Origin of the sequence: Streptomyces sp. NPDC059524 (assembly GCF_042749255.1) — a bacterium.
Lineage (GTDB): Bacteria > Actinomycetota > Actinomycetes > Streptomycetales > Streptomycetaceae > Streptomyces > Streptomyces xanthii.
Window position 1 is genome coordinate 5,287 of record NZ_JBHYTK010000094.1, and the last position, 25,961, is coordinate 31,247.

At 71.8% G+C, this 25,961-nt stretch carries 27 protein-coding genes; 12 read left to right on the plus strand and 15 right to left on the minus strand.

Annotated elements, in window-relative coordinates:
* The 3 genes from ACFW9D_RS24305 to fabG all read right to left on the minus strand — a co-directional run.
* On the minus strand, positions 1 to 353 hold a 353-nt coding region (locus ACFW9D_RS24305), incomplete at its 3' end, for a hypothetical protein (protein ID WP_384624709.1).
* A 191-nt stretch (positions 354 to 544) separates the two neighbouring features.
* Entirely contained in the window at positions 545 to 1,321 is a 777-nt protein-coding gene (gene fabI, locus ACFW9D_RS24310; RefSeq protein ID WP_188339688.1) for an enoyl-ACP reductase FabI, read from the minus strand.
* Between the two features lie 5 nt (positions 1,322 to 1,326).
* Positions 1,327 to 2,043, minus strand: coding sequence for a 3-oxoacyl-[acyl-carrier-protein] reductase (gene fabG, locus ACFW9D_RS24315; RefSeq protein ID WP_188339687.1), 717 nt, complete (start codon positions 2,041 to 2,043; stop codon positions 1,327 to 1,329).
* Positions 2,044 to 2,190: 147 nt separating this feature from the next.
* Here fabG and ACFW9D_RS24320 point away from each other — a divergent pair, with 147 nt between their 5' ends.
* From ACFW9D_RS24320 to tyrS, 3 genes are all read left to right on the plus strand, one after another.
* Positions 2,191 to 3,783, plus strand: coding sequence for a TldD/PmbA family protein (locus ACFW9D_RS24320; protein WP_384624714.1), 1,593 nt, complete (start codon positions 2,191 to 2,193; stop codon positions 3,781 to 3,783).
* The gene (locus ACFW9D_RS24325) at positions 3,780 to 5,174 is read left to right on the plus strand and encodes a metallopeptidase TldD-related protein (RefSeq protein ID WP_384624717.1); all 1,395 of its coding nucleotides are present in this window, start codon (positions 3,780 to 3,782) and stop codon (positions 5,172 to 5,174) included. The genes ACFW9D_RS24320 and ACFW9D_RS24325 overlap by 4 nt, the downstream gene beginning before the upstream one ends.
* A 74-nt stretch (positions 5,175 to 5,248) precedes the next feature.
* Positions 5,249 to 6,520: a tyrosine--tRNA ligase gene (gene tyrS / locus ACFW9D_RS24330; protein WP_384624720.1), complete on the plus strand. Its 1,272-nt coding sequence runs from the start codon at positions 5,249 to 5,251 to the stop codon at positions 6,518 to 6,520.
* A gap of 193 nt (positions 6,521 to 6,713) precedes the next feature.
* Here tyrS and ACFW9D_RS24335 read toward each other — a convergent pair whose 3' ends face one another.
* On the minus strand, positions 6,714 to 6,995 hold the full coding sequence (locus tag ACFW9D_RS24335; protein ID WP_188339683.1) for a GlsB/YeaQ/YmgE family stress response membrane protein: 282 nt from the start codon (positions 6,993 to 6,995) through the stop codon (positions 6,714 to 6,716).
* Positions 6,996 to 7,225: 230 nt separating this feature from the next.
* On the opposite strand from ACFW9D_RS24335, the gene ACFW9D_RS24340 reads away from it, so the two are divergent.
* Together ACFW9D_RS24340 and ACFW9D_RS24345 are read left to right on the plus strand one after the other, a co-directional pair.
* Positions 7,226 to 7,576, plus strand: coding sequence for a DUF3099 domain-containing protein (locus tag ACFW9D_RS24340; protein WP_188339682.1), 351 nt, complete (start codon positions 7,226 to 7,228; stop codon positions 7,574 to 7,576).
* Between the two features lie 266 nt (positions 7,577 to 7,842).
* Positions 7,843 to 8,088: a hypothetical protein gene (locus ACFW9D_RS24345; protein WP_384624724.1), complete on the plus strand. Its 246-nt coding sequence runs from the start codon at positions 7,843 to 7,845 to the stop codon at positions 8,086 to 8,088.
* Between the two features lie 13 nt (positions 8,089 to 8,101).
* Here the strand turns inward: ACFW9D_RS24345 and moaA are convergent, their stop codons facing one another.
* The 3 genes from moaA to ACFW9D_RS24360 all read right to left on the minus strand — a co-directional run bounded on the left by moaA (position 8,102) and on the right by ACFW9D_RS24360 (position 11,260).
* Positions 8,102 to 9,091 carry a GTP 3',8-cyclase MoaA gene (gene moaA, locus ACFW9D_RS24350; protein ID WP_223206187.1) on the minus strand — a complete coding sequence of 330 codons (990 nt, stop codon included), beginning with the start codon at positions 9,089 to 9,091 and terminating at the stop codon, positions 8,102 to 8,104.
* Between the two features lie 178 nt (positions 9,092 to 9,269).
* A complete protein-coding gene (locus ACFW9D_RS24355; RefSeq protein WP_384624728.1) occupies positions 9,270 to 10,895 on the minus strand; it encodes a cation acetate symporter in 1,626 nt (541 codons plus the stop codon).
* Positions 10,892 to 11,260 (minus strand): DUF485 domain-containing protein, encoded by a 369-nt coding sequence (locus ACFW9D_RS24360; protein WP_384624731.1) that lies wholly within the window; start codon positions 11,258 to 11,260, stop codon positions 10,892 to 10,894. Before ACFW9D_RS24360 ends, ACFW9D_RS24355 begins: the two co-directional genes overlap by 4 nt.
* A gap of 286 nt (positions 11,261 to 11,546) precedes the next feature.
* Between ACFW9D_RS24360 and ACFW9D_RS24365 the strand changes: the two genes are divergently transcribed.
* Both ACFW9D_RS24365 and ACFW9D_RS24370 read left to right on the plus strand, forming a co-directional pair.
* A complete protein-coding gene (locus ACFW9D_RS24365; RefSeq protein ID WP_384624734.1) occupies positions 11,547 to 13,070 on the plus strand; it encodes a S8 family serine peptidase in 1,524 nt (507 codons plus the stop codon).
* Positions 13,071 to 13,188: 118 nt separating this feature from the next.
* On the plus strand, positions 13,189 to 14,208 hold the full coding sequence (locus ACFW9D_RS24370) for a CopD family protein (RefSeq protein WP_384624759.1): 1,020 nt from the start codon (positions 13,189 to 13,191) through the stop codon (positions 14,206 to 14,208).
* A gap of 18 nt (positions 14,209 to 14,226) precedes the next feature.
* Here ACFW9D_RS24370 and ACFW9D_RS24375 read toward each other — a convergent pair whose 3' ends face one another.
* From ACFW9D_RS24375 to ACFW9D_RS24410, 8 genes are all read right to left on the minus strand, one after another.
* Complete coding sequence (locus tag ACFW9D_RS24375; RefSeq protein WP_188339676.1) at positions 14,227 to 15,270, minus strand: zinc-dependent alcohol dehydrogenase family protein; 1,044 nt, start codon at positions 15,268 to 15,270, stop codon at positions 14,227 to 14,229.
* A 16-nt stretch (positions 15,271 to 15,286) separates the two neighbouring features.
* On the minus strand, positions 15,287 to 15,961 hold the full coding sequence (locus tag ACFW9D_RS24380) for a lysoplasmalogenase (RefSeq protein WP_384624737.1): 675 nt from the start codon (positions 15,959 to 15,961) through the stop codon (positions 15,287 to 15,289).
* Positions 15,958 to 16,845, minus strand: coding sequence for a sterol desaturase family protein (locus ACFW9D_RS24385; protein WP_384624740.1), 888 nt, complete (start codon positions 16,843 to 16,845; stop codon positions 15,958 to 15,960). The genes ACFW9D_RS24380 and ACFW9D_RS24385 overlap by 4 nt, the downstream gene beginning before the upstream one ends.
* A 73-nt stretch (positions 16,846 to 16,918) precedes the next feature.
* On the minus strand, positions 16,919 to 17,644 hold the full coding sequence (locus tag ACFW9D_RS24390; RefSeq protein ID WP_384624743.1) for a VIT family protein: 726 nt from the start codon (positions 17,642 to 17,644) through the stop codon (positions 16,919 to 16,921).
* 24 nt (positions 17,645 to 17,668) lie between these two features.
* Positions 17,669 to 18,922, minus strand: coding sequence for an amidohydrolase family protein (locus ACFW9D_RS24395; protein WP_384624746.1), 1,254 nt, complete (start codon positions 18,920 to 18,922; stop codon positions 17,669 to 17,671).
* Positions 18,919 to 20,202, minus strand: coding sequence for an amidohydrolase family protein (locus ACFW9D_RS24400; protein ID WP_384624749.1), 1,284 nt, complete (start codon positions 20,200 to 20,202; stop codon positions 18,919 to 18,921). Before ACFW9D_RS24400 ends, ACFW9D_RS24395 begins: the two co-directional genes overlap by 4 nt.
* Positions 20,203 to 20,219: 17 nt before the next feature.
* Positions 20,220 to 21,104 (minus strand): SDR family NAD(P)-dependent oxidoreductase, encoded by an 885-nt coding sequence (locus ACFW9D_RS24405; protein WP_188339671.1) that lies wholly within the window; start codon positions 21,102 to 21,104, stop codon positions 20,220 to 20,222.
* A 1-nt stretch (position 21,105) separates the two neighbouring features.
* Positions 21,106 to 21,903: an acetoacetate decarboxylase family protein gene (locus ACFW9D_RS24410; RefSeq protein ID WP_384624753.1), complete on the minus strand. Its 798-nt coding sequence runs from the start codon at positions 21,901 to 21,903 to the stop codon at positions 21,106 to 21,108.
* A 138-nt stretch (positions 21,904 to 22,041) separates the two neighbouring features.
* Here ACFW9D_RS24410 and ACFW9D_RS24415 point away from each other — a divergent pair, with 138 nt between their 5' ends.
* The 5 genes from ACFW9D_RS24415 (at position 22,042) to ACFW9D_RS24435 (ending at position 25,836) form a co-directional block, all read left to right on the plus strand.
* Positions 22,042 to 22,665, plus strand: coding sequence for a TetR/AcrR family transcriptional regulator (locus tag ACFW9D_RS24415; protein ID WP_188339669.1), 624 nt, complete (start codon positions 22,042 to 22,044; stop codon positions 22,663 to 22,665).
* 68 nt (positions 22,666 to 22,733) lie between these two features.
* A complete protein-coding gene (locus ACFW9D_RS24420; protein ID WP_188339668.1) occupies positions 22,734 to 23,726 on the plus strand; it encodes a DEDDh family exonuclease in 993 nt (330 codons plus the stop codon).
* A 90-nt stretch (positions 23,727 to 23,816) separates the two neighbouring features.
* Positions 23,817 to 24,050 carry a hypothetical protein gene (locus tag ACFW9D_RS24425; protein ID WP_188339667.1) on the plus strand — a complete coding sequence of 78 codons (234 nt, stop codon included), beginning with the start codon at positions 23,817 to 23,819 and terminating at the stop codon, positions 24,048 to 24,050.
* Positions 24,051 to 24,227: 177 nt separating this feature from the next.
* Positions 24,228 to 25,037 (plus strand): SURF1 family protein, encoded by an 810-nt coding sequence (locus ACFW9D_RS24430; RefSeq protein ID WP_188339666.1) that lies wholly within the window; start codon positions 24,228 to 24,230, stop codon positions 25,035 to 25,037.
* Between the two features lie 43 nt (positions 25,038 to 25,080).
* Positions 25,081 to 25,836: an SDR family oxidoreductase gene (locus ACFW9D_RS24435; protein WP_188339665.1), complete on the plus strand. Its 756-nt coding sequence runs from the start codon at positions 25,081 to 25,083 to the stop codon at positions 25,834 to 25,836.
* Positions 25,837 to 25,961 lie beyond the last annotated feature (125 nt).

Here is a 25,961-nt window from a genome sequence, read left to right on the forward strand (position 1 = left end):
GCCCAGTACGGCGTTCCGGGGCCGCGCGGGCGGGCACCCCGCGCCTTCCGGTGACTCACCCAGGCGGTCCGTACGTCCTTCCCCCAGCGCCCGGCGCGCCGTCCGGTCCCGGCGGGGCCGACCGCGCGCGGCGCGGTGTCGGTGTCGATGTCCCACCAGCGGTCGCACTCGACGTGCAGGGCGACCCGGTCGACATCCGGGTAGGGGTTGTGGCAAGTCGCGCTCACCCGTGACCCGTCGACCCTGACCCGGCACCCGGCCCCGGAGGGCTCGGGCGCGGCGACGCTGTCCGCGCCTGCGCCCAGCAGGGCGAGCGCGACCAGCACGGTGGCTATCCGATGGCTCAGACGCACGAAGGGACCTCCCGCACCCAGCGTGCGTGGAGGTCCCTCGTGGTGGCCCGGTCTACTGCTCCGTCCGGGGGATGATCAAGCCCCCGAAGGGGCGCGGGGAACTGCGCGGGAAGGGACCACGCGGGATCAGCCGCGAACGAAACCCGGCCCCCGCCGCGGCGCAGAGGCGCCCCCGCCGAACCCGCTGAGCGCTACGCTCCGATGGCGTGCAGGCCGCCGTCGACGTGGATGATCTCGCCCGTGGTCTTCGGGAACCAGTCCGAGAGCAGCGCGACGATGCCGCGGCCGGCCGGCTCCGGGTCCTCCAGCTTCCACTCCAGCGGGGAGCGGCTGTCCCAGACGGAGGCCAGCTCGGCGAAGCCCGGGATGGACTTGGCGGCCATCGAGCCGATGGGACCGGCCGAGATCAGGTTGCAGCGGATGTTCTGCTTGCCCAGGTCACGGGCCATGTAGCGGCTGGTGGCCTCGAGCGCGGCCTTGGCCGGGCCCATCCAGTCGTACTGCGGCCACGCGAACTGCGCGTCGAAGGTGAGGCCGACGACGGACCCGCCCTCGGACATGAGCGGCAGCAGCGCCATCGTGAGCGACTTCAGCGAGAACGCCGAGACGTGCATGGCCGTGGCCACCGACTCGAACGGCGTGTTGAGGAAGTTGCCGCCGAGCGCGTCCTGCGGCGCGAAGCCGATGGAGTGCACGACACCGTCGATGCGGTCGCCGAGGTGCTCGCGGACCTGGCCCTCCAGGCGGGCGAGGTGCTCGTCGTTGGAGACGTCGAGCTCCAGGACCTTGACCTTGTCGGGCTCCGGCAGCTTCTTGGCGATGCGCTCGGTCAGGGTCGGCCGCGGCCAGGCGGTGAGGATGATCTCCGCACCCTGCTCCTGGGCCAGCTTCGCGGTGTGGAAGGCGATGGAGGACTCCATCAGCACACCGGTGATGAGGATCTTCTTGCCCTCGAGGATTCCAGCCATGGTGTTCAGTGACCCATTCCCAGTCCGCCGTCAACCGGGATGACGGCTCCAGTGATGTACGAGGCGTCGTCCGAGGTCAGGAACTTCACCACACCGGCGATCTCCTCGACCTGCGCGTACCGGCCGAGCGGGACCTGGGCGACGATGCCCGCGCGCTGCTCGTCGGTGAGCGCCTGCGTCATGTCGGTGTCGACAAAACCGGGGGCGACGACGTTGAAGGTGATGTTGCGCGACCCGAGCTCACGGGCCAGGGAGCGCGCGAAGCCGACGAGGCCGGCCTTGGAGGCGGCGTAGTTCGCCTGCCCCGCGGAGCCGAGCAGCCCGACGACGGAGGAGATCAGCACGACGCGGCCCTTGCGAGCGCGCAGCATGCCGCGGTTGGCACGCTTGACGACCCGGAAGGTGCCCGTGAGGTTGGTGTCGAGGACGGACGTGAAGTCCTCCTCGGACATGCGCATGAGGAGCTGGTCCTTGGTGACGCCGGCGTTGGCGACGAGGACCTCGACGGGACCGTGCTTGTCCTCGATCTCCTTGTAGGCCTGCTCCACCTGCTCGCCGTCGGTGATGTCGCACTTGACGGCGAGGAGACCCAGCTTCTCGAGCTCCGCCGGGTCGCCCGAGCGGTACGTGATCGCGACCTTGTCGCCGGCCTCCGCGAATGCGCGGGCGATGGCGAGGCCGATGCCCCGGTTTCCTCCGGTGACGAGAACCGAGCGGCTCAACGGATCACCCTTTCGATAGCGGTCGTCGTACCTCGGAAACCTATCGGTACGACCCGGGGTACGGAGAATCGGCCACCCACAGCGCCACCCCCGACTCACTGTCGGGTCCCTACAGAAAGGTCTGGCCGCGCACCCCCGCCGCGCGACATGATCGGGGCTCACGGTGGTGAGGAAAGGGAGACATTCGTGCCTCATACGATCGATGAAGCCTTCACGGCGCTGCCGCTGCGGGCGCTCGCCGACGCGGCGCTGGCCCGCGCGCGGGCGCTGGGCGCCGAGCACGCCGACTTCCGCTTCGAGCGGGTGCGCAGCGCGGCGGTGCGGCTGCGGGACGCCAAGCCGTCGGGTTCCTCCGACACGACGGACCTGGGCTACGCGGTGCGGGTCGTGCACGGCGGCACGTGGGGTTTCGCGTCCGGCGTCGACCTGACGATGGACGCGGCGGCGAAGGTGGCGTCGCAGGCCGTCGCGATGGCGCAGCTGAGCGCGAAGGTGATCAAGGCGGCCGGATCGGACGTGGGGGCGCCCCCTGGACGGAGTCCTTGGGGGAGGGTCGAGCTGGCGGCCGAGCCGGTGCACGCGGAGAAGACCTGGATCTCCTCGTACGAGATCGATCCGTTCTCGGTGCCGGAGGAGGAGCGGGCGGGGCTGCTCGCCGACTGGAGCGCGCGGCTGCTGGCGGCCGACGGGGTGTCGCACGTGGACGCCTCGCTGCTCAGCGTCCACGAGAACAAGTTCTACGCGGACACGGCGGGCACGGTGACGACCCAGCAGCGGGTGCGCCTGCACCCGCAGCTGACCGCGGTCTCCGTCGACGGCTCCAGCGGCGAGTTCGACTCGATGCGCACGATCGCGCCACCGGTCGGGCGCGGCTGGGAGTACCTGACGGGCACGGGCTGGGACTGGGAGAGCGAGCTCGCGCAGATCCCCGAGCTGCTCGCGGAGAAGATGCGCGCCCCGAGCGTGCGGGCCGGTTCGTACGACCTGGTGGTGGACCCGTCGAACCTGTGGCTGACGATCCACGAGTCGATCGGGCACGCCACCGAGCTGGACCGCGCGCTCGGCTACGAGGCGGCGTACGCGGGCACCTCCTTCGCCACCTTCGACCAGCTCGGCAAGCTCAAGTACGGCTCCGAGATCATGAACGTGACGGGTGACCGGACGGCCGAGCACGGGCTCGCGACGATCGGCTACGACGACGAGGGCGTGGCCGGGCAGTCCTGGGACCTGGTGAAGGACGGGACGCTCGTCGGCTATCAGCTGGACCGCCGGATCGCGAAGCTGACCGGCTTCGAGCGGTCCAACGGCTGCGCGTACGCCGACTCCCCCGGGCATGTGCCGGTGCAGCGGATGGCGAACGTGTCGCTGCAGCCGGACCCGGGCGGCCTGTCGACCGAGGACCTCATCGCGGGCGTCGACCGCGGCATCTACGTCGTGGGCGACCGGTCCTGGTCGATCGACATGCAGCGCTACAACTTCCAGTTCACCGGCCAGCGCTTCTTCAGGATCGAGAACGGGCGGCTCGCCGGGCAGCTGCGCGATGTCGCTTACCAGGCGACGACCACCGACTTCTGGGGCTCGATGGCCGCGGTCGGCGGCCCCCAGACCTATGTCCTCGGCGGCGCCTTCAACTGCGGCAAGGCCCAGCCGGGCCAGGTCGCCGCGGTCTCCCACGGCTGCCCCTCGGCCCTGTTCAAGGGCGTCAACATCCTCAACACGACGCAGGAGGCCGGTCGATGAGCCCGCGTTCCACCAAGCCGTACGAGATCGTCGAGCGCGCCCTGGAGCTGTCGCGGGCCGACGGCTGTGTCGTCGTCGCGGACGAGACCTCGACCGCGAATCTGCGCTGGGCGGGCAACGCGCTGACCACGAACGGCGTGACGCGCGGCCGGACCCTGACGGTGATCGCGACGGTCGACGGCAAGGAGGGCACGGCGACGGGCGTCGTGTCCCGGGCCGCCGTGACGGCCGACGACCTGGAGCCGCTGGTGCGGGCCGCGGAGGAGGCCGCCGCGAAGGCCGGGCCCGCCGAGGACGCGCAGCCGCTCGTGGACGGCGTACCGCACTCCCCCGGGTTCACCGAGGCGCCGGCCGAGACGTCCTCCGCGGTGTTCGCGGACTTCGCGCCGGCGCTCGGCGAGGCCTTCGCCCGGGCGCGGGCCGGCGGCCGGGAGCTGTACGGCTTCGCGAACCACGAGATGACGTCCAGCTACCTGGGGACGTCGACGGGCCTGCGGCTGCGGCACGACCAGCCCAACGGGACGCTCGAACTGAACGCGAAGTCGCCGGACCGCACCCGCTCGGCGTGGGCGGGCCGCTCCACCCGGGACTTCAAGGACGTCGACCCGGGGGCGCTCGACGCCGAGCTCGCCCAGCGCCTCGGCTGGGCCGAGCGCCGGATCGACCTGCCCGCCGGGCGGTACGAGACGCTGCTGCCGCCGACGGCCGTCGCGGATCTGCTGATCTACCAGCTGTGGTCGGCGGGCGCACGGGACGCGGCGGAGGGCCGGACCGTGTTCAGCAAGCCGGGCGGCGGCACCCGGATCGGCGAGCGGCTGAGCCCGCTGCCGCTGACGCTGCGCAGCGACCCGTACGAGCCGGGCCTGGAGTGCGCGCCGTTCGTCCTGGCGCACTCCTCCGGGGACGACGCGTCGGTGTTCGACAACGGGCTGCCGGTGAGCGCCACGGAGTGGATCGCGGACGGCGAGCTGCGGCAGCTCACCACCACGCGGCACAGCGCCGCCCTGACGGGGCTGCCCGTCGCGCCGGCCGGGGACAACTTGATCCTGGACGGCGGCACGGGCCGCTCCCTGGACGAGATGGTCGCGGACACGGAGCGCGGGCTGCTGCTGACCTGCCTCTGGTACATCCGCGAGGTCGATCCGGCGACCCTGCTCCTGACCGGGCTGACCCGGGACGGCGTGTACCTCGTGGAGAACGGCGAGGTGGTGGGCGAGGTGAACAACTTCCGGTTCAACGAGTCGCCGGTGGACCTCCTGGGGCGGGCCACCGAGGCCGGGCGCACGGAAAAGACGCTGCCGCGCGAGTGGGGCGACTGGTTCACTAGAGCGGCGATGCCGGCCCTGCGGGTGCCGGACTTCAACATGAGCTCGGTCAGCCGGGGCGTCTGACGCCCATAGACTGGCAGCGTTCATCCAGCTTCATTCAGCTTCATTCATCAGGTACGTACGAGGAGACTCAGACCGTGACGGACATCGTCGACGAACTGAAGTGGCGCGGGCTGATCGCCCTGTCCACCGACGAGGACGCGCTGCGCAAGGCATTCGCGGACGGTCCGGTCACGTTCTATTGCGGCTTCGACCCGACCGCGCCGAGCCTGCACCTGGGCAACCTGGTGCAGATCCTCACCATGCGGCGCATCCAGCAGGCGGGGCACCGCCCGCTGGGTCTGGTCGGCGGCGCCACCGGTCTGATCGGTGACCCGAAGCCGACGGCGGAGCGCACGCTGAACTCGCCGGAGGTCGTCGCCGGCTGGGTGGAGCGGCTGCGCGGCCAGGTGGAGAAGTTCCTCGACTTCGAGGGCCCGCACGCGGCGACGATGGTGAACAACCTGGACTGGACCTCGGGCCTGTCCGCCATCGAGTTCCTGCGCGACGTCGGCAAGTACTTCCGGGTCAACAAGATGATCGCGAAGGAGGCCGTCTCGCGGCGGCTCAACTCGGACGCGGGCATCAGCTACACCGAGTTCAGCTACCAGATCCTCCAGGGCATGGACTACCTCAAGCTGTACGAGCAGTACGGCTGTGTCCTGCAGACCGGCGGCAGCGACCAGTGGGGCAACCTGACCTCCGGCACCGACCTGATCCACCGGGTCCACCCGGAGGCCATTGTCCACGCGATCGGCACCCCGCTGCTCACCAAGGCGGACGGCACCAAGTTCGGCAAGACCGAGTCCGGCACCGTGTGGCTGGACCCGGAGATGTTCTCGCCGTACGCCTTCTACCAGTTCTGGCTGAACGCGGACGACCGGGACATCTCCAAGTTCCTGCGCACCTTCTCCTTCAAGTCCCGGGAGGAGATCGAGGAGCTGGAGCGGCAGACCGAGGAGCGGCCGCAGGCGCGTGCCGCGCAGCGGGCGCTGGCCGAGGAGCTGACGACGCTGGTGCACGGCGCCGACCAGACCGCGGCCGTGGTCTCGGCGTCCAAGGCCCTGTTCGGCCAGGGCGACGGAAGCCTCGCGGACCTGGACGAGGCGACGCTCGCCTCGGCCCTGTCCGAGCTGCCGAAGATCGAGGTCACCGAGCTGGCCCCGGCCGTCGACCTGTTCGCCGAGGTCGGTCTGGTCGCCAGCAAGTCCGCCGCGCGCCGCACGGTGAAGGAGGGCGGCGCCTACGTGAACAACACGAAGGTCGCCGCGGAGGACTTCGTGCCCGCCGCCGAGGACCTGCTGCACGGGCGCTGGCTGGTGCTGCGCCGCGGCAAGAAGAACCTGGCCGCGGTGGAGCTCAAGGGCTGACACCCGCCTCCGCTCCGTAGCACGGTGTTTGGGCCGGGCCCCCCCGCGGCGGGGCGGGGGGGCCCCGGTTGGGGGGGGGGGCGGGGGGGTGGGCCGTGCCCCGCGCGGGGTGGCGGCGCGCCGTGGGCCTGAGCCTAGCCCGGTCCCGCTCGCGCGGGGCCGGGCCTTCACCGTTTGCCGGGTCGGGCCGGGGCTAGGCCCGTTCCCGCTGCTTGGTGCCGCGCATCGAGGTCCAGAGCCAGTCGCCGACGCCGACGACCACGACCGCGCCGATCAGCTGGAGCAGATGCCGGGTCCAGTCGATGCCCCGGGTGTCGTTGACCCCGATGCCGGTGGCCACCCAGTTGCCCAGGACGCTGCCGAGGATGCCGAAGACCGTCGTCAGCCACAGTGGGATCTGCTGCTTGCCGGGAAGGATCGCCTTCGCGATCAGCCCCAGCACGAACCCCACGATGATCGCCCACAACCAACTCATGTCGTCGCCTCCTCAAGCGGCGCCGGGCGCGCGGCACATGCCGCACGCGTGCGATCAGTCTCCGGCCGTACTCCGTACGACGCATGTCGGGGCGGGCCGTACGTGGGACGGCGCAGAGGGCCCGGCCCGTCCGGGTGTGCCCCGGTCTCGTGGGCGGCGCGGCCCGGGCGTACCGTGGGGTGCAGTCCGGTCCGGGGAGAGTCCGGCGACCTTGCGGGTGGTGGAATGTGATGCGGAAGCGCAACGGCAACGGCGGAGCAGAGGTCTTCCGGATCACCGGAGCCCGCCAGGGGCTGGCGGAGGACGTACGGGGCCGGCAGCGCCGTTATGTCATCTCGATGTCGATCCGCACCGTGTCGGTGATTCTCACGGCGGTGCTGTGGGACGTGGAGCGACCTGTCGCGATCGTGACGCTGATCCTCGGCGCCCTGCTCCCCTATGTCGCCGTCGTCATCGCGAACGCGGGCCGGGAGAACGTGCCGGCGCTGCCCTCGACCTTCGTGACCGCGCCCCTGCGCCCGATGATCTCCGCCGCCCCGTCGGCGGCTCCGGCGGAACCCGTGGCGGAGGACCGCCGCTAGCGGCGACGGCGTCCGGCGCCGCCCGGAGCCCGCGTGGAGACCCGCTCGATTCCGGGCCGGAAGCTCAAGAAATGCTCAGATCAATCATGTTGTTCCGGTGCCGGTGTCCGGGGTGTGCGTGACATACTGCGTACGCGCTCCGCATCCCCCGTCGGAGCGACGGACCGACGCCGGGCAGCTCCCCCCGTGGCTGCTCGGCGTCGCCATTTCCAGACCCTTTCCAGGCCCTTTCCGGACCCCTTTTCCCGGGCCTTTAGGGTGGGGGCGTGAACCTCGCGAACCTCTCCGAACCGTCGCCCGCCACCCCCCAGTGCTCGGCCAAGGGCTGCCGCGCCGACGCGGTCTGGGTGCTCGCGTGGAACAACCCGAAGCTGCACACGCCGGACCGCCGCAAGACGTGGCTGGCCTGCGAGGAGCACCGCGAGCACCTCAGCCAGTTCCTGGGAGTGCGCGGATTTCTGAAGGACGTCGTGACGCTGGCGGAGTGGGAGAACCAGCCCGAGGCCGACTAGCGGACCAGCGGGCTCAGCCGCCGATCGCCGACATGGGGCGGTCGGGCTGGAGGAAGGTCGGGTCGTCCAGGCCGGAGCCCGCCTTCTTGCCCCACATGGCGAGCTTCCAGATGCGGGCGATCTCCGCGTCGGGCGCGTCGGAGCGCAGGGCCGCGCGCAGGTCCGTCTCCTCCGTGGCGAACAGACAGGTGCGGACCTGGCCGTCGGCGGTGAGGCGGGTGCGGTCGCAGGCGGAGCAGAACGGGCGGGTGACGGAGGCGATGACGCCGACCCGGTGCGGGCCGCCGTCGACGATCCAGCGCTCGGCCGGGGCCGAGCCGCGCTCGTCGGAGCCTTCGGGGGTCAGCTCGAAGCGCGTCCGCAGGGAGGCGAGGATGTCGCCCGCGGTGATCATGCCGTCGCGCTTCCAGCCGTGCTGGGCGTCCAGCGGCATCTGCTCGATGAAGCGCAGCTCGTAGTCGTGCTCGACGGCCCAGGCGAGGAGCTCGGGGGCCTCGTCCTCGTTGAGCCCCGGCATCAGGACCGAGTTGATCTTCACGGGGGTCAGGCCCGCCTCGTGGGCGGCGGCGAGGCCCTCGATGACGTCCTTGTGGCGGTCGCGGCGGGTCAGGGTCTTGAAGACGTCGGGACGCAGCGTGTCCAGCGACACGTTCACCCGGTCCAGGCCCGCCGCCCTGAGGGCCTCGGCGGTGCGCTTGAGGCCGATCCCGTTCGTCGTCAGGGACATGCGGGGGCGGGGCTCCAGGGCCGCGACGCGCTCCACGATGCCGACGAGGCCGGGGCGCAGCAGGGGCTCGCCGCCGGTGAAGCGGACCTCGGTGATGCCCAGCTCGGTGACCGCGATGCGGACGAGGCGGACGATCTCGTCGTCGGTGAGCAGGTCCGGCTTGGCCAGCCACTGCAGGCCTTCCTCGGGCATGCAGTAGGTGCAGCGGAGATTGCACCGGTCGGTCAGTGAGACCCGCAGGTCGGTGGCCACTCGGCCGTAGGTGTCGATGAGCACGTGGGCCCCCTCCCTGGTCGCGTTCTGTGATCGCGTTCTGCCTGACACGTCCGAGCCTACGTGACGCCACCGACAGGAGGGAGGCCGGTGATCCCACGAGTGTGCCGGGCTCCCGTCGTAGAGAGCTACCAGCGCACCGTGCTCCGGCCGCGGCGGGAGCACGGTGCGCACGGGGCCGTCAGTGGGCTCCGGTGCCGGTCAGGGACCGGACCTCGAGCTCCGCGTACTTGCCCTTGTCGGCCTTCTCCTTCGACAGGTAGGTACCGAGGATGCCGAGCAGGAAGCCGACCGGGATCGAGATGATGCCGGGATTCTCCAGCGGGAACCAGTGGAAGTCGACGCCCTTGAACATCGACGTCTTCGGGTTGCCGGAGACGACCGGCGAGAAGAGCACCAGGAAGACGGCGGTGAACAGGCCGCCGTAGATCGACCACAGGGCTCCGTTGGTGTTGAAGCGCTTCCAGAAGAGGCTGTAGAGGATCGTCGGCAGGTTGGCGGAGGCGGCGACCGCGAAGGCGAGGGCGACGAGGCCGGCGACGTTGAGGTCGCGGGCGAGGGCGCCCAGGGCGATCGAGACGATGCCGATGAAGACGGTGGCCCAGCGGGCGGCCTTCATCTCCTCCTTCTCGGAGGCCTGTCCCTTCTTGATGACGTTCGCGTAGATGTCGTGCGCGAACGAGGACGAGGAGGCGAGGGTGAGGCCCGCGACCACGGCGAGGATCGTCGCGAAGGCGACGGCCGAGATGGAGGCGAGCAAAATCGCGCCCCAGTTGGAGTCGGTGCCGCCGAGATGGAGGGCGAGCAGTGGCGCCGCCGTGTTGCCCGCCGGGTTGGAGGCGATGATCTCCTCCGGCTTGATGAGGGCGGCGGCGCCGAAGCCGAGCGCGATCGTCATCAGGTAGAAGGCGCCGATGATGCCGATGGCCCAGTTGACGGACTTACGGGCGGCCTTGGCGGTCGGCACCGTGTAGAACCGGATCAGGATGTGCGGGAGTCCGGCGGTGCCGAGGACGAGCGCGATGCCGAGCGAGATGAAGTCGATCTTCGACGTGGAGGTGGCGCCGTACTTGAGTCCGGGTTCCAGGAACGCCGCGCCCTTGCCGCTGTTGTCCGCGGCGGTGCCGAGCAGGTCGGAGATGTTGAAGTCGAACTTCAGGAGGACCAGGAAGGTCAGCAGGATGGCGCCCGCGATGAGGAGCACCGCCTTGACCATCTGCACCCAGGTGGTGCCCTTCATGCCGCCGATGGTGACGTAGACGATCATCAGGACGCCGACGAGGGCGACGATGCCGACCTTGCCCGCGTCCGAGGTGATGCCGAGCAGCAGCGAGACGAGGACGCCGGCGCCGGCCATCTGCGCGAGCAGGTAGAAGATCGAGACGACGATCGTGGAGGTGCCCGCGGCGGTGCGCACGGGGCGCTGGCGCATCCGGTAGGCGAGGACGTCGCCCATCGTGTAGCGGCCGGAGTTGCGCAGCGGTTCGGCGACCAGGAGCAGCGCCACGAGCCAGGCGACGAGGAAGCCGATGGAGTAGAGGAAGCCGTCGTAGCCGAACAGGGCGATGGCGCCGGCGATGCCGAGGAAGGACGCGGCGGACATGTAGTCGCCGGAGACGGCGAGGCCGTTCTGGAAGCCGGTGAACTGGCGGCCGCCCGCGTAGAAGTCGGAGGCGTCCTTGGTCTGGCGGCCGGCCCAGACGGTGATGACGAGCGTCGCGAGGACGAACACCGAGAAGAGGCCGATGATCAGCGGCCGGTGTTCGCTCGCCTCTGCGGCGGCGAGTACGTGCACTGCGGGGCTCATGCGCCGCCCTCCATACGGGACTTGATGGCCTCGGCCTTGGGGTCGAGCTTCGCTGCGGCGTGCTTCGAGTACCACCAGGCGATGAGGAACGTGGTGAGGAACTGGGCGAGTCCGAGGACGAAGGCCACGTTGATGTTGCCGAAGACCTTGGTGCCCATGAAGCCGCCCGCGTAGTTCGACAGCAGGACGTAGAGCAGGTACCAGGCGATGAAGGCGACGGTCAGCGGGAAGGCGAACGAGCGGTGCGCACGGCGCAGTTCACCGAACTCCGCGCTCTGCTGCACCTCGACGAACTCCTCGGTGGAGGGCATCGCCGACCGCTCGTCGGGGCTGCCCTTCTGGGGTGGTGGTGCGTCGGTGGCCACGGAGAGTCTCCTCGTGATGCGAGTGCGGTCGGGGACGGGGGTCGGATGGTAGGGGGTGCGCGGGGTGATCCGACAGAGGGCCTGATCACCCGTGCGCTCCCTGCACAACGGCACGGGGACACGATGGGAGTGGTTCAACTCCGCCTGTTTATTTACGAACTCGTTGCTGACCTGCGGGATCAGCGATACCTTCAGGCCGCACCACGCGTCATGTACCTGCCCGGGCACCACCTGTGTCCCGGGCTTTCCCTTCTTCGCCCGCTACGACGGATGATGTGGAGATCCCATGGCTCATCTGCCTGCCAGACGCCGCATGGCCCTCGCCCTGCCGATCGGCATCGCTCTGACGGCTTCGTTCGGCTTCCTGCCTTCCGCGGTCGCCGCACCCGCCGACGCCCCTGCCGTGACGGCCGGTTCCGAGGCCGGTTCGCTCTCCTACGTGGTGAACGCGCGCAGCACCGACGCGCACACCATCGCCTCGGTGAGCAAGGCGATATCCGCGGCCGGCGGTTCCATAGTCGAGACGTACGCGAAGATAGGCGTCTTCGTCGTCCACGCGTCCAACCCCGACTTCGGCAAGCAGCTGCGCGCGGCCAAGGGTGTCGCCTCGGCCGGTGCGACGCGCACCTCGCCGCTGAGCCTGGCCGGCACCACCGACGAGGGCGCCGTGCAGAAGCTCTCGAAGGCGGACGCCCAGCAGCTGGCCGCCGCGGCCGCCCCGGGTCAGGAGCCGATGGAGGCCGACCAGTGGGACCTGCGGGCCATCGGCGCGGACCAGGCCGCGAAGATCAACCCGGGCAGCAGCAAGGTCACCGTCGGTGTCATCGACACGGGTGTCGACGACACGCACCCCGACATCGCCGCGAACTTCTCGCCGTCGCAGTCGGCGAACTGTGTCGGCGGCAAGGCGGACACCTCGCCGGGCGCCTGGCGTCCCGCGACCCCGGACCACTACCACGGCACGCACGTCGCCGGTGAGATCGCGGCCCCGCGCAACGGTGTCGGCGTCGCCGGTGTCGCGCCGGGCGTGAAGGTCGCGGGCATCAAGGTGGCCGACCCGGTCAGCGAGCTGTTCTACCCGGAGGCCGTCGTCTGCGCCTTCGTGTTCGCCGCCGACCACGGCATCGAGGTCACCAACAACAGCTACTACGTGGACCCGTGGCTGTACAACTGCATGGACGACCCCGACCAGCGGGCCATCGTCGACGCGGTGAACCGGGCCCAGACGTACGCCCAGCGCAAGGGCACGCTGAACCTGGCCTCGGCGGGCAACTCCAACCACGACCTCGACTCGGACGCGATCCTGGACGACTCCAGCCCGGACGACTCGACCGCGGTGGACCGCACGATCGACCCGCACAAGTGCTTCGACGTGCCGACCCAGCTCAAGGGTGTCGTCACGGTCAGCGCGACGGGCGTGAACAAGGCCAAGTCGTACTACTCGACGTACGGCCGCAACGTCATCGACATCGCGGCGCCGGGCGGCGACAAGTACCAGATCCCGGACACCCCGTCGAAGAACGGCCGCATCCTGTCGATCCTGCCGGGCGGCGAGTACGGCTGGCTGCAGGGCACGTCGATGGCCTCGCCGCACGCGGCGGGTGTCGCGGCGCTGCTGAAGTCGGCGCACCCGAAGGCGTCGCCGGCGCAGCTGCAGGCGATGATGAAGGCGCAGGCCGACGAGCAGGCCTGCCCGGCCGACTACGACGGCAACGGTGACGGGGTCGTCGACGCCTGGTGCAAGGGCTCCGTGGCGGACAACGGCTTCTACGGCAGCGGCATCGTGAACGCGCTGAAGGCCGTCAAGTAGCGGGACTTCTGTTCCTGAAGGGCCGGGTGGCGCAAGCCGCCCGGCCCTTTTTGCTCCGTTCGTTCCGCTGCACTTGCCCGAATCCGTGCCGGATGGTGAAGATCCAGTGGTGAGTCCGATACCGCCCGCCACCGAGTCGTCCACACCCGTGCGCCAGGACGCCGCCCCCGCGCGCCCGGCGGGCCCCGGGCGGGCCGTCGCCGTGCTCGTCCTCGTCGCCCTCGCGGCGCTGATCCCGCTGCTCGGGCCGCGGGCGGCGCTGCACGGCACCGGAGAGGCGGCCGCGCCGGGCACGGGCGGGATCTCCCTGCTGCGCACGGTCCTGTTCGCGGCGCTGAGCGTGCAGGCGGGCGAGCTGTTCGCGGGGTTCCTGGCCCGGCGCACGGCCCCGGAGCTGCGGGCGCCGCGCCGGTGGTCCGCGTACGCCGCGTGGGCCGGGTTCGCCGCCGCGCTCGGGCTGGCCGCAGTGGTGGCCGCGGGGAACCTGATCCCGAGCGGCCTCGGCGACCTGGACGTCGGCGGCCTCTACGGGACGCGCGACGGCACGCTCGCCCTCCTGGAGGTCAACGCCTTCCTCGTGGCGGCCCTGTGCGCGCGCTCCAGCCGGCCGGGCCGGGCGCTGCTGCCGCTGGCCGCGGTGGTGGTCGCGGAGGCGCTGCGCGCGCATCCGCCCACCGAGGACAGCGCGTTGCTGGGGTCGGGGCTCACGCTCGTGCATCTGACGTGCGCGTCCCTGTGGGTCGGCGGACTGCTGTACGCGTTGCGCACCCTGCGCGCCTGGCGCGCGTGCGACCCCGGGGCCGGCACCGCGCTGCTGAGCCGCTACGCGCGCGTGGCCGCGCTGCTGTTCGCCGCCCTGACCGCGACCGGGGTGTGCAGCACGCTGCGCCGGATGCCGCCCGGCACGGTCCTGGACCAGCTGACCGGGACGGCGTACGGGCGGACCCTGCTGGCGAAGGTGCTGCTCGTCGCGGTCGTCGCCGGGCTCGCCCTGGCCGCGCGGCTCCGGCTCGGCCGGGACGGGGCGCGCCTCCGCACGCGCGCGTACGTGCCCGCGCGTGCGGAGGTCGTGGTGCTCGGGGCCGTGGTTGTGGTGTCGGCGGTGCTGACGGCGGTGCCGCTCCCGATCCGCTGGTGAGGTCCCGCCCCGCGCGGGTCAGTTGGTGACGAGGACCTTGAGGGCGGTGCGCTCGTCCATCGCCTTGTAGCCGGCCGGGACGTCCTCGATGCCGACGGTCAGGTCGAAGACGGGCGACGGGTCGATCGTGCCGTTCAGGACGTCGGGCAGCAGCTGCGGGATGTAGGTGCGCACCGGGGCGACGCCGCCGCGCAGCGCGATGTTCCGGTCGAACATGACGGTCAGGTCGAGGCCGGTGGCGCTGCCGTGCGGGACGCCGACGAAGCCGACGGCGCCGCCGTCGCGGGTGATGTGCACGGCGGTGTTCATGGACTGCTCGGTGCCGACGGCCTCGACGACGGCGTGCGCGCCCTGGCCGCCGGTGAGCTCGCGGACCGCCTCGACGGCCGCCTCGCCGCGTGCGGCGACGACGTCGGTGGCGCCGAAGCGGCGGGCGATGTCCGTGCGGGCCTCGTGGCGGCCGAGCGCGATGATCCGCTCGGCGCCGAGCCGCTTGGCCGCGAGGACGGCGCACAGGCCCACGGCTCCGTCGCCGACGACGGCGACGGTGGAGCCCTCGCGGACGCCCGCGCCGAGGGCCGCGTGGTGGCCGGTGCCCATCACGTCGGAGAGCGTCAGGAGTGCGGACAGCAGGTGGTCGTCGGACGCGGCGTCGGACGGCAGCCGTACGAGGGTGCCGTCGGCGAACGGGACGCGCACGGCCTCGCCCTGGCCGCCGTCGTAGCCGACCGCGCCCCAGAAGCCGCCGTGCACGCAGGAGGTGGTCAGGCCCTCGCGGCAGTAGTCGCACACGCCGTCGGACCACATGAAGGGCGCCACGACGAGGTCGCCGCGCCGGACCCCGGCCACCTCGCCGCCGGTCTCCTCGACGATCCCGAGGAACTCGTGGCCGATGCGCTGCCCCGGCTCCCGCGCGGCCTCGCCCCGGTACGCCCACAGGTCGCTGCCGCAGATGCAGGCGCGCAGGACGCGCACCACGGCGTCCGTGGGCAGCACGACGACGGGCTCGGGGACGTCCTCGACCCGCATGTCGTAGGGGGCGTGGATGGTGGTGGCGCGCATGGGGTGTCCTTGCAGGTCAGTGCGGGGTGGGCCGGGTCTCGGCCCGCTCCTCACCGTACGCCGCCCTGTGCGCCGTCCGCTCTTCGAGGGCTCCCTGGGCCAGCAGGTACTGGGCCGCCACGTAGGTGAGCATGACCCAGAAGTCGGGGCGCGGCAGCTCCGGCCACTCGGCCACTCCCATGGCGATGAGCGTGTCGGACAGCAGGAACAGGGCGCCGCCGATGCCCGCCACCTTGCCGAGCCGCGAGGAGCCGAACGCCATGGCGGTGAGCAGCACGCTGTAGGCGGCGACCGGGATCCGCAGGTCTGCGGGCAGGTCGGGCCACAGCGCGGCGACGGTGTTGACGAGCACCACGCAGTAGACGACGCCGAGCATCGTGCCGGGCGGCCGTGGCTTCCCGTACCGCTTGAAGAGCAGCAGGTAGCAGATGTGTCCGGCGGCGAAGGAGCCCATGCCGGCGAGGAACGCCAGGTCGTGGTCGAACAGGAGCAGGACGTCGCCGCCCCAGCCGAACAGCAGCGCGACGGACAGCAGGCGGGGCCCGCCGCACGCGATCACGTAGGCGATCAGGACGAGCATCAGGAGCGGCTTGACGGCCACGTGGACGGCGTGGACGTCGGCCAGGAGCGCGACGAGGTCGGTCGCGCACAGGGCGAAGAAGGCGGTGCGCAGGGCGGCGGGCAGGTTCACGCGGCTCCCTCGGTGACCTGCTGCGGGGCGGCGGCGGGCGCGGCGGCCGGCTCGGGCTGCCAGCCGGGGCCGCGGAAGACCCGTCCGGCGCGCTCGCGCCAGCTGCCCGCGCTCTTGAGGTCGCGGGCGATGGCCGCGTACTCGTGGGTGGCGACGCGCAGCGGGTTGTGGGTGCTGATGTTCTTGGTGAGGCCGAAGACGGGGCGCTCGGTCTCGGCGACCCAGGAGCCGAAGAGGCGGTCCCAGACGATGAGGATGCCGCCGAAGTTGCGGTCCAGATAGCCGCCCTGCGAGGCGTGGTGGACGCGGTGGTGCGAGGGCGTGTTGAAGAGGAACTCGAAGGGGCGCCACATCTTGTCGATGCGCTCGGTGTGGATCCAGAACTGGTACACGAGGTTGACCGAGTAGCAGAAGGCCAGGGCGGCCGGGTGGACGCCGAGCGCGATCAGCGGCAGGTAGAAGGGCCAGCCGGTGAGGCTCGTCCAGGGCTGGCGCAGCGCCGTGGACAGGTTGAACTTGCGGCTGCTGTGGTGCACGACGTGGCAGGCCCACAGGATGCGGATGACGTGGTGGCCGCGGTGCTGCCAGTAGTAGAAGAAGTCCTGGCCGAGCAGGATCAGCGGGAGCGTCCACCACAGGATCGGCACGCGCAGCGGGGTCAGCTCGTAGACCGCCGTGTAGACGGCGACGATCGGGATCTTCCACAGGAAGTCGAAGACGAGGCTGCCGAGCCCCATGGTGATGCTGGTGGCCGCGTCCTTGGTCTCGTACCCGGCGGCGTCCTCGTCGGGATGGATCCGTACGGAGACGATCTCGACGACGGTGAGCAGCACGAAGGCGGGTATCGACCACAGGACGACGTCGGGGAGGCTGGAAGCGGACATGTGTGCACCGTAAGCGCGCGGACCGAGCCAGGACTAGAGGCAGTTACCGACAAGTATTACCTCCGGTAAAGGCTCAGACTCCGGTGGCTCCCAACAAAGAGCCGGCCGCGTAGGTGACCCCCATCGCGAGGGCTCCGCCCAGGACGTTGCGCCACACCGCGGGGGCCACGCGGGCGCCTCCGGTGCGGGCGCTGCCCCAGCCGGTGCAAGCGAGCGCGACGAGGACGGAGCCGACCGTGACGGGCAGCCGGAGCGCGGCGGGCGGCAGCACGATCGCGAGCAGCGGGAGCAGGGCGCCCACGGTGAAGGCGAGGAAGCTGGCCCAGGCGGCGTGCCAGGGGTTGGTCAGCTGGTCGGGGTCGATGCCGAGCTCCACGCGCGCGTGGGCGCTCAGGGCGTCCCGCGCGGTGAGCTGCGCGGCGGCCTGCCGGGCCACCTCGGCGCTGAGTCCGTGGCCCTGGAGCAGTCCGGTCAGCTCCTCCAGTTCCGCCTCCGGGTCCTCGGCGAGCTCGCGCCGCTCCTGGGCGATGGCGGCCTTCTCGGAGTCGCGCTGGGTGGAGACGGACACGTACTCGCCGGCGGCCATGGACATCGAGCCGGCGAGCAGTCCGGCGAGCCCGGCGGTGAGCAGGGTGCCGCGGTCGCCGGTGGCCCCGGCGACGCCGACGACGAGTCCCGCGGTGGAGACCACGCCGTCGTTGGCGCCGAGGACGGCGGCGCGCAGCCAGTTGAGGCGTGTGCCGAGCGCGCCGCCGTGGGCCTCGTCGTGCGTCGGATCGCTCCGGGTGGGTTCGGTCACGGCACGAGCATGACACTCTCCGGGTCACCAGACCCGGACCGAACCCCCTGTCGCGAAGACCGGGCTGGTCGCGTCGGCCGGCGGCTCCTTGAGGGGTTCGTCGATCTCGGCGACGGTGGGGCCGACACGGGCCGCGATCGGGTCCAGCAGGCCGAGGTCGAATCCGTAGACGCGGGCGGCGTTGCCGCCGGCCATCGCGGCGATCTCCTCGCGGGGCAGGCCCGCGTAGGAGATGCGCAGGCCTTCGCGCGTGTACGGGTACGTGCCCTCGTCGTGCGGGTAGTCGCTGCCCCACATGATCTTGTCGAGGCCGATGCGTTCCCGCAGCGGCACTTCGTGGGGGCGCATGAAGCTCGCGCCCACGTAGCAGTTCTCGCGCCACACGGTGGAGGGTCCCTTGCCCATGGAGTCGGCGAGGCCGGCGCCGAACTTGGACTCGGCGGTGGTGGCCCTGCCGGCGGCCGCCACGAGGCGCCCGTGGTAGTAGTCCAGCATGTCCAGGACCCCGGGGATCCAGCCGGAGCCCTGTTCGGTGAGGACGAGCGTCAGCTCGGGGTGGCGGCGGAAGGCGCCGCCGAACACGAGGTGCCACAGGGCGCGGTGCGAGAACCAGGTCGTCTCGACCATGAACACCGCGCGGGCGGCCGGTTCGTCGCCGAGCGGCGGGGACGCGGAGCCCGCGTGGTGGTTGACCGGGACGCCGAGCTCGGCGCAGGCCCGCCAGATCGGGTCGTACGCCGACGAGTACAGCTCGGGCAGGCCCGAGCCGGGCGGGGTGCCCGGCAGCAGGAGGCCGCCCTTGAGGCCCGCGTCCGCGGACCTGCGGATCTCCTTCACCGCCTCGTCGACGTCGTTGAGGAGGATCTGGAAGACGCCCGCGCGGCGGCCCGGGGCGGCGGCGCAGAAGTCGGCGAGCCACCGGTTGTGGGCGCGCAGTCCGGCCCAGCGCAGTTCGAACTCCTCGCGGGTGGGCGCGGGGGCCATGAGCGCGGCCGAGGGGAAGAAGGGCGGGATGGTGTTCGGGAAGACGACCTCGGCGACGATGCCGTCCGCTTCCAGCTCGGCGAGGCGCCGGTCGGAGTTCCAGTTGCGGTCGGCGGTGTCGGCGAGCAGGTCCTCGTACGGGTTGACGTAGGCCGCGGCCCAGGCGTCGAAGGCGTCGTGGTGGCGCTTCTCCAAGTAGGGCTTGTAGTCGAGGAGATCGGCGCCCGCGTGGCAGTCCGCCGAGATGACGGTGTAGCGGTCCGCCGCGGGAGGCACGGGGTTCGAGGTGCTCACGGGGTCACCCCCAGGGTCGGGAAGTCGTGGTCGGTCAGCCAGTGCCGGCCGACCTCGCGCGAGCGCGCCCAGGAGGCCTCGACGGCGCTCTGGTCGGCGTCCTGGCCCAGGTCGGCGGGGGTCGGTCCGATGCGGGCGGCGAGCGGGGCCAGTTTCTCGGTGTCGAAGCCGAAGACCTCGGCGGCGGCGAGGCCCAGCATGCGTCGGGTCTCGGCGACGGGGATGTCGTGGAAGGTCTTGCGCAGCCACGCGCGCGTGTCGGGCCAGGTGCCCTCGGGGTGCGGGAAGTCGCTGCCCCACAGGATGTTGTCCACGCCGATCTCGTAGCGCTGGGCGAGCTCGCGGCGCTTGGTGTTCGTGGCACAGACGAAGATCTGCCGGTCGAGGTACTCGTGCGGCGGGCGCTTGAGTTCGGCGAACGGGGAGAGCTTCTTGCCGCCGTGCGCGCCCAGGTAGAGACGGTCCATGAACCACAGGAGGTTCGGCAGCCACCAGCAGCCGGACTCGGCGACGCCGAACCTGAGGCCGGGGTGACGCTCGAAGACGCCGGACCAGAGCAGGAACCAGAGGGGGCGGGCCGGCCACCAGGTCACTTCGCTGACGTAGATACCGAGGTGGTCGCCGTACTCGTGGCGCGGGGCCGCGCCGGAGTGGGTCACGACGGGCATGCCGCACTCGGCGGCCGCCGCCCACACGGGGTCGTAACGGGCCGCGTGGTAGGGGTCCTTGTCGACCCACATGGAGGGGATCATCAGGGCGCCGAGTCCCGACTCCTTGGCGCGGTGCACCTCGGCGACGACCTTGTCGGGGTCCGCCGTGATCGGCAACAGGGCGACGCCGCAGTGCCGTTCGGGGTTCTGGGACACGAACTCGGCGAGCCAGCGGTTGTGCGCCTGCGCGCCGGCCATGCCGAGCTCGGGGTCCTGGTCGCCGGAGAGGCCGAGGCCGACCCCGAACGGCGCCGCCGTCTGGCTGTCCACGGCGTCCGCGTCGGGGAAGACGACCTCGGCGGCCACGCCGTCGCCGTCGAGCTCCTTGAGACGCTGCGCGGCGTCCCAGCCGCCGCGCAGCCCTTCCTCGTTGTCCTGGAACCACTTGGCGGCGAACGCGTCGTTGCGGATGCCGAGCCGGGTCGCCTCCTCGCGCCGGGCGTCGCGCTCGCCGAGGAAGTCGTCGAAGGCGCGGTGGAAGCGGCTGTCCAGATAGGGCCGGTACTCCTCGGTGGGCAGCCCGGCGTGGCAGTCGGAGGAGATGATCAGGTACGGGTCGTGATCGGTCATCGCGTGTCCCTCGGTGCTCAGTCGAGAATGAAGCTCTCCAGGTACGCCGGGTTCGCCCGGTCCAGCATCGACTGCGAGCGCGCCCGGATCTGCCGGTCGCTGTGCTCGCTCTCGGGGAGCAGCCAGAAGCGGTCCGCCGCGATGCCCTCCGCGACGAGGTCCGCCACGTCCTCCACGGGCGTGAAGGCGACCTCGTGACCGGCCTCCTTCATGGCGGCCTCCCACTGGTCGAGGCTGCGGTACGGCGTCCTGCGCGGGCGCTCCTTGGCGAACCGGTCGGGCCGGTTGCGGTGCGACTCCCACAGGCCGGTGCGCAGCATGTGGGGGCCGGGGAAGAGCACGGAGGCGCCCACGCGCGCGTGCTCCGCCTTCAGGTGCGCGTACAGCGACTCGGTGAGGGTGACGACGGCCGCCTTGGTGATCGCGTACACGGAGGCGGTGGGCAGCGGGGCGATGCCGCCGTCGCCGGACGAGGTGTTGACGACGTGGCCCGGCTCGCCGCCCGCGAGCATGCGCGGCACGAACGCCTGGACGCCGTGGAAGACGCCCCACACGTTGACGTCGAACGCCCACTTCCAGTCGTTGGGCTCGTGCTCCCACATGCGGCCCTCGGCGCCGGAACCGACGCCCGCGTTGTTGCACAGCACGTGGCAGGCGCCGAAGGTGGCGTACGTGTCCTCGGCGAGCGCCACGACCTGTTCGCGCTCCCCGACGTCGACCACGCGCGCGTGCACAGTGGCGCCCTCGTCGCGCAGTTCGGCGGCGGCCGCCTCCAGGGCGCCCTTCTCGACGTCGGCGAGCACCACCCTCAGGCCGTCGGCGGCGAACCTCCGCGCCATCGCCCGCCCGATGCCACTGGCCGCGCCCGTGACGACGGCGACCTGTCCTTCGCGCAGCTCCATGTCACACACTCCCCTCGGGCGGCCCGTCGAGGATCTGCTGCGGGTCGTCGTAGCGCTGGTGGATGTACGGCAGGAGGGCCTGGGCGCTGACCCGCTCGACGGCCTTCCCCTTCTGGTCGGTGGTCTTCTCGCCGATGGTGAGCTCGACGAGGGCGCGCACCGGCAGGTCGGCGACCGGGTCGTACATGGACTCGCGCAGGACGACGTCGCCGGTGACCGCCTCCAGCTTCCTGACCTTCTCGCCCCGCACACAGTGCACGAGGACCGGGTCGGCGTCGAAGCCCGAACCGTCCACCGCGGGCAGGAACTTGAAGTAGAAGTCGGTCTTCTGCGCGGGCTCGGGCAGCGGCAGGTCGCCGCTGACGGCGCCGCGCACCTCCACGAACGCGATGCCGTGCCGGGCGAGCGCGGCCCGTACGACGAGCCCGTCGCGCTCCACGGTGACCTCGCCGAGCTTCTTGGGTTCGCCGAAGACCTCGCGGCCGCCGATCAGGGCGCGCTCGTGGGTCATCGGCATGACCAGCGGATACCAGCCCTCCACTCCCCCGTGCTCGGCCGCGACCGCGACCGAGCCGGCGCCGAGCGGATAGCCGGGCAGGTCGACCTTGCTGATGTTGGCCCGGACCAGGGGCCGGGCGGTCGGCTTGAGCGGCGGCGGGAGCACCGCGGCGACCGCGTCGGGGTCGGACTCCCACACGGCGACCACGCCGGTGGACCAGATGTCGGGAAGCTTGCTGCTCGCGGTGCGCGCGGCGGCGATCTCCGCCTCGCTGCGCGCTCCGTACCGTACGCGTGCCATGTCGTACCGCCCTTCGTCGAAGACGTGATGGGGGTCGTTCGCGCGGCGCCTGTAACACAGTTACACCGACGCCGATGAAGGGTAAAGACACGTGCATGTACGGGAGTTGAAGGATCTTCGCCGAGAAGAGGGCCGGACATGGCACGCACCGCACTCACCCGCGAGGAGGTCCTGGACACGGCCGCGGGGCTGGTCAGACAACACGGCCCCGAGGCGCTGACCATGCGCAAGCTGGCGGCCGAGCTGGGCACGGCGGTCACCTCGATCTACTGGCACGTCGGCAACCGCGAGTCGCTGCTGGACGCGCTCGTGGAGCGCACGGTCGCCGACCTCGGCGCGATCCGGCCGCGCGGCGCGAGTCCGGCCGAGCGGGTCGTCTCGGTCGCCCGCGCGCTGCGCCGGCAGCTGCGTGCGCATCCGCACCTCGTGGCGATGGTCCACGAGCGGGGCCTGACCGAGCGGATGTTCCTGCCGGCGCAGCGCGCGCTGGTGCGCGAGGTGCACGCGGCCGGGCTGCGCGGGGCGCGCGCCGCGGGGGCGGTCCGCGCGGTGCAGTTCCAGGTTGTCGGATATGTCCTGGTCGAGCGGAATCGTGAACGGGCTCCCGTGCAGCGGCCCGGCGAGGAGGAGTTGTGGGACACGGCCGCCGCCGAGGGCGACGAGGCGCTCGCCCGCGCGCTCGCCGGGCCGGTGGACTGCGACGCCCTGTTCACCGCGTCCGTACGCGCGCTCGTGAAGTCGCTTCTGGAGCCCGGGGCTTGACTCGTCCGGGCGGAAAGGGACCCGGGCGGGCGCGGGAGTGTCGGTGCGGGCCCGTATCCTCATGGACCATGCTCGAAGACCGTACGACCGCAGCCTCCGACACTCCCTGGCCGGCCGCGTACCCCAAGGGATACGCGGTCGTCGACGTGGAGACCACCGGCCTGTCCAAGGACGACCGGATCATCTCGGCTGCCGTCTACCGTCTGGACGAGCGCGGCGAGGTCGAGGACCACTGGTACACGACGGTGAACCCGGAGCGGGATCCCGGCCCGGTGTGGATCCACGGTCTGACGACGGACGTCCTGGAGGGCTCGCCGCTGTTCCCGGAGATCGCCGAGGAGTTCGCCGCACGGCTCGACGGCCGCGTCCTGGTCGCGCACAACGCGGTGTTCGACTGGTCGATGATCGCCCGCGAGTACGCGCGGGCGAAGCGCACCGCACCCGTGCGCCAGCGGCTGTGCACGATCGCGCTCTCCAAGGAGCTGGCACTGCCGCTGCCCAACCACAAGCTGGAGTCGCTGGCCGCGCACTTCGGTGTCGTGCAGCAGCACGCGCACCACGCCCTCGACGACGCGCGCGTGCTCGCGGAGGCCTTCCGCCCCAGCCTGCGCAAGGCGGCGGCGGGGAACGTGCGGCTGCCGCTGCTGGAGTGCCGCCCCCTCACCGAGTGGGTCGACACGGCCGGGCGGACCCCGGTGCCGCGTCAGGCGCAGTCCGCGTACCGGGGCGGCGGGGGCACCTGGCGGCCCGCGCGCAAGCGTCCGGCGTGCCCGCACCCGAACCCGGGGCGCTACGAGCCGGGCAAGCCGCTCAAGCAGGGGATGCGGGTCGCGTTCTCCGGGGACACGTCCGTGGACCGGGAGCTCCTGGAGGACCGCGCGGTCGAGGCGGGCCTGCACGTGGCGACGAGCCTGTCCCGGCTCACCAGCCTCCTGGTGACCAACGACCCGGACTCGTACACCTCGAAGGCCGTGAAGGCGAAGCAGTTCGGTACGCCGGTCGTGGACGAGGCCGCGTTCGGACAGTTGTTGCAGGACGTCACCCCGGCGGACAAGCGCTGAGCGGACCGGGGGCGTCAGACGGGTGATTGCGGGGCGACTCGCCCCGCGCCCGCTCGCCCGCCGGCGCCCGGGGGACCCACCCTGTGGCGCATGGCACGTTGTGAGGTCTGCGGAAACGATTACGGGATGTCCTTCGAGGTGCACGCGCAGGGCGCGGTGCACGTCTTCGACTGCTTCTCCTGCGCCATCCACCGCATGGCGCCCATCTGCGAGCACTGCCGGTGCCGCATCATCGGCCAGGGAGTCGAGGTCGACGGGCACTGGTACTGCGGGGCGCACTGCTCCCGCGCCGAGGGGCGGGTGGGCATCGTCGACAAGGTCTGAGACCCGGGTCCGCGGCCGGCCCACCGGCTCCGGGCCCCGCTCCGCGCACGCCGGCCGTCCGCCCGCTCCGGGCGCCCGCCCGGGACGCGCCCCGCGTCGGCGCCCCCGCCGCCCTCCCCCACGCGCCGCGCCCCGCCCCGGGGCGCCCCCGCCGCATGCCGGGGTACCGTCGTCTGCGTGTACCGCTTCCTGTTGACCCGGCAGTGGGTGATCCTCACGCTGGTCGCCCTCGTCCTCATCCCCACGATGATCCGGCTGGGCATCTGGCAGATGCACCGCTACGACGAGCGCACCGCCCGGAACCAGCTGGTCACCGACGCGCTCGACGCGAAGCCCGTCCCCGCCGAGGAGCTGACCTCCCCGGGGCACACGGTCACCAGCAAGGAGCGGTACCACTCGGTCACCGCGCGCGGCAGCTTCGACACCGAGCACGAGGTCGTCGTCCGGCGCCGCGTCAACGCGGACGAGGAGGTCGGCTACCACGTCCTCACCCCGTTCGTCCTGAACGACGGCAAGGTCCTGCTGGTCAACCGGGGCTGGATCCCCGCGAACGGCCCGAGCCAGACCGCCTTCCCGAAGATCCCGGCCCCGCCGCGCGGCGAGCTGACCGTCACCGGCCGCCTCATGCCCGACGAGACGACCGAGGCCAGCGGCATCAAGGACCTCAAGGGTCTGCCCGACCGGCAGATCATGCTGATCGACAGCGAGCGCGAGGCCGCCCGTCTGAACGCGAAGGTGCTCGGCGGCTACGTCGTGCTGACCGCGCCCGACCCCGCGCGCAACACCCCCGAACTGATCGGGAAGCCCGGCCACGAGGACGCGGCGCTGAACTACGCGTACGCCTACCAGTGGTGGCTGTTCGCCGCCGCGGTTCCCGTGGGCTGGGTCGTCCTGCTCCGCCGCGAGCTGCGGGAGCGGCGCCGCCGCGAGGAGGAGTCCGCGCAGGCCGGGGCGGACGCCGGCGAGGTGCCCGCGGCCACGGTCTGACCCACCTCGGCGCGGCGCGGCCGGGCGGGGCAGGATAGAGGGCATGGATCTTGGACTGAAGGACCGTGTCTACGTAGTCACCGGCGCGACCCGGGGCCTCGGCAACGCCGCCGCCCGTGAACTGGTCGCCGACGGCGCCAAGGTGATCATCACCGGTCGCGACGAACAGCGGGTCGCCGAGGCCGCGGAGGCGCTCGGGCCCGACGCGCACGGGGTCGCCGTCGACAACGCCGATCCCCAGGTGGCGGAGCGGGTCATCGAGGCCGCGCGCGAGCGGTTCGGGCGGTTCGACGGGGTGCTCGTCAGCGTGGGCGGGCCGGCGCCCGGCTTCGCCGCCGACGCCACGGACGAGCAGTGGCAGTCGGCCTTCGAGTCCGTCTTCCTCGGCGCGGTGCGGCTGGCGCGGGCCGCGGCGGCGGAACTCGGCGAGGGCGGTGTCATCGGTTTCGTGCTCTCCGGCTCCGTGCACGAGCCGATCCCCGGACTGACCATCTCCAACGGGCTGCGGCCCGGGCTCGCCGGTTTCGCGAAGTCGCTGGCGGACGAGCTGGGGCCGCGCGGGATCCGGGTCGTCGGGCTGCTGCCGGCGCGGATCGACACGGATCGCGTGCGCGAGCTGGACGGGCTCTCGGCGGATCCCGAGGCGACTCGGCTCGCCAATGAGTCGCGGATTCCGCTGCGGCGGTACGGGACTCCGGAGGAGTTCGGGCGGGCCGCCGCGTTCTTCCTCTCGCCGGCCGCCTCTTATCTGACGGGTGTCATGCTCCCGGTCGACGGCGGCTTCCGACACGGGTTCTGAGCGCCGCGTCGCCGGGTGCGGCTCCGGTGGGGGCTGGTCGCGCAGTTCCCCGCGCCCCTGAAATGCAGACCCTTCGGGTCGCATTTCCCCGATCAAGGTGCGGGGCGCCTTCATCTGGGGAAGGC

Excerpts from the sequence above, each read along its gene's own strand:
- ACFW9D_RS24405 (WP_188339671.1), bottom strand. The coding sequence starts at position 21,104 with ATGGAGCTGCGCGAAGGACAGGTCGCCGTCGTCACGGGCGCGGCCAGT.
- ACFW9D_RS24375 (WP_188339676.1), bottom strand. The coding sequence starts at position 15,270 with ATGCGCGCCACCACCATCCACGCCCCCTACGACATGCGGGTCGAGGAC.
- ACFW9D_RS24340 (WP_188339682.1), top strand. The coding sequence starts at position 7,226 with ATGCGGAAGCGCAACGGCAACGGCGGAGCAGAGGTCTTCCGGATCACC.
- ACFW9D_RS24400 (WP_384624749.1), bottom strand. The coding sequence starts at position 20,202 with ATGACCGATCACGACCCGTACCTGATCATCTCCTCCGACTGCCACGCC.
- ACFW9D_RS24335 (WP_188339683.1), bottom strand. The coding sequence starts at position 6,995 with ATGAGTTGGTTGTGGGCGATCATCGTGGGGTTCGTGCTGGGGCTGATC.
- ACFW9D_RS24410 (WP_384624753.1), bottom strand. The coding sequence starts at position 21,903 with ATGGCACGCGTACGGTACGGAGCGCGCAGCGAGGCGGAGATCGCCGCC.
- ACFW9D_RS24420 (WP_188339668.1), top strand. The coding sequence starts at position 22,734 with ATGCTCGAAGACCGTACGACCGCAGCCTCCGACACTCCCTGGCCGGCC.
- ACFW9D_RS24320 (WP_384624714.1), top strand. The coding sequence starts at position 2,191 with ATGATCGGGGCTCACGGTGGTGAGGAAAGGGAGACATTCGTGCCTCAT.
- ACFW9D_RS24365 (WP_384624734.1), top strand. The coding sequence starts at position 11,547 with ATGGCTCATCTGCCTGCCAGACGCCGCATGGCCCTCGCCCTGCCGATC.
- ACFW9D_RS24355 (WP_384624728.1), bottom strand. The coding sequence starts at position 10,895 with ATGAGCCCCGCAGTGCACGTACTCGCCGCCGCAGAGGCGAGCGAACAC.
- ACFW9D_RS24435 (WP_188339665.1), top strand. The coding sequence starts at position 25,081 with ATGGATCTTGGACTGAAGGACCGTGTCTACGTAGTCACCGGCGCGACC.
- ACFW9D_RS24385 (WP_384624740.1), bottom strand. The coding sequence starts at position 16,845 with ATGTCCGCTTCCAGCCTCCCCGACGTCGTCCTGTGGTCGATACCCGCC.
- ACFW9D_RS24415 (WP_188339669.1), top strand. The coding sequence starts at position 22,042 with ATGGCACGCACCGCACTCACCCGCGAGGAGGTCCTGGACACGGCCGCG.
- fabI (WP_188339688.1), bottom strand. The coding sequence starts at position 1,321 with ATGGCTGGAATCCTCGAGGGCAAGAAGATCCTCATCACCGGTGTGCTG.
- ACFW9D_RS24425 (WP_188339667.1), top strand. The coding sequence starts at position 23,817 with ATGGCACGTTGTGAGGTCTGCGGAAACGATTACGGGATGTCCTTCGAG.
- ACFW9D_RS24325 (WP_384624717.1), top strand. The coding sequence starts at position 3,780 with ATGAGCCCGCGTTCCACCAAGCCGTACGAGATCGTCGAGCGCGCCCTG.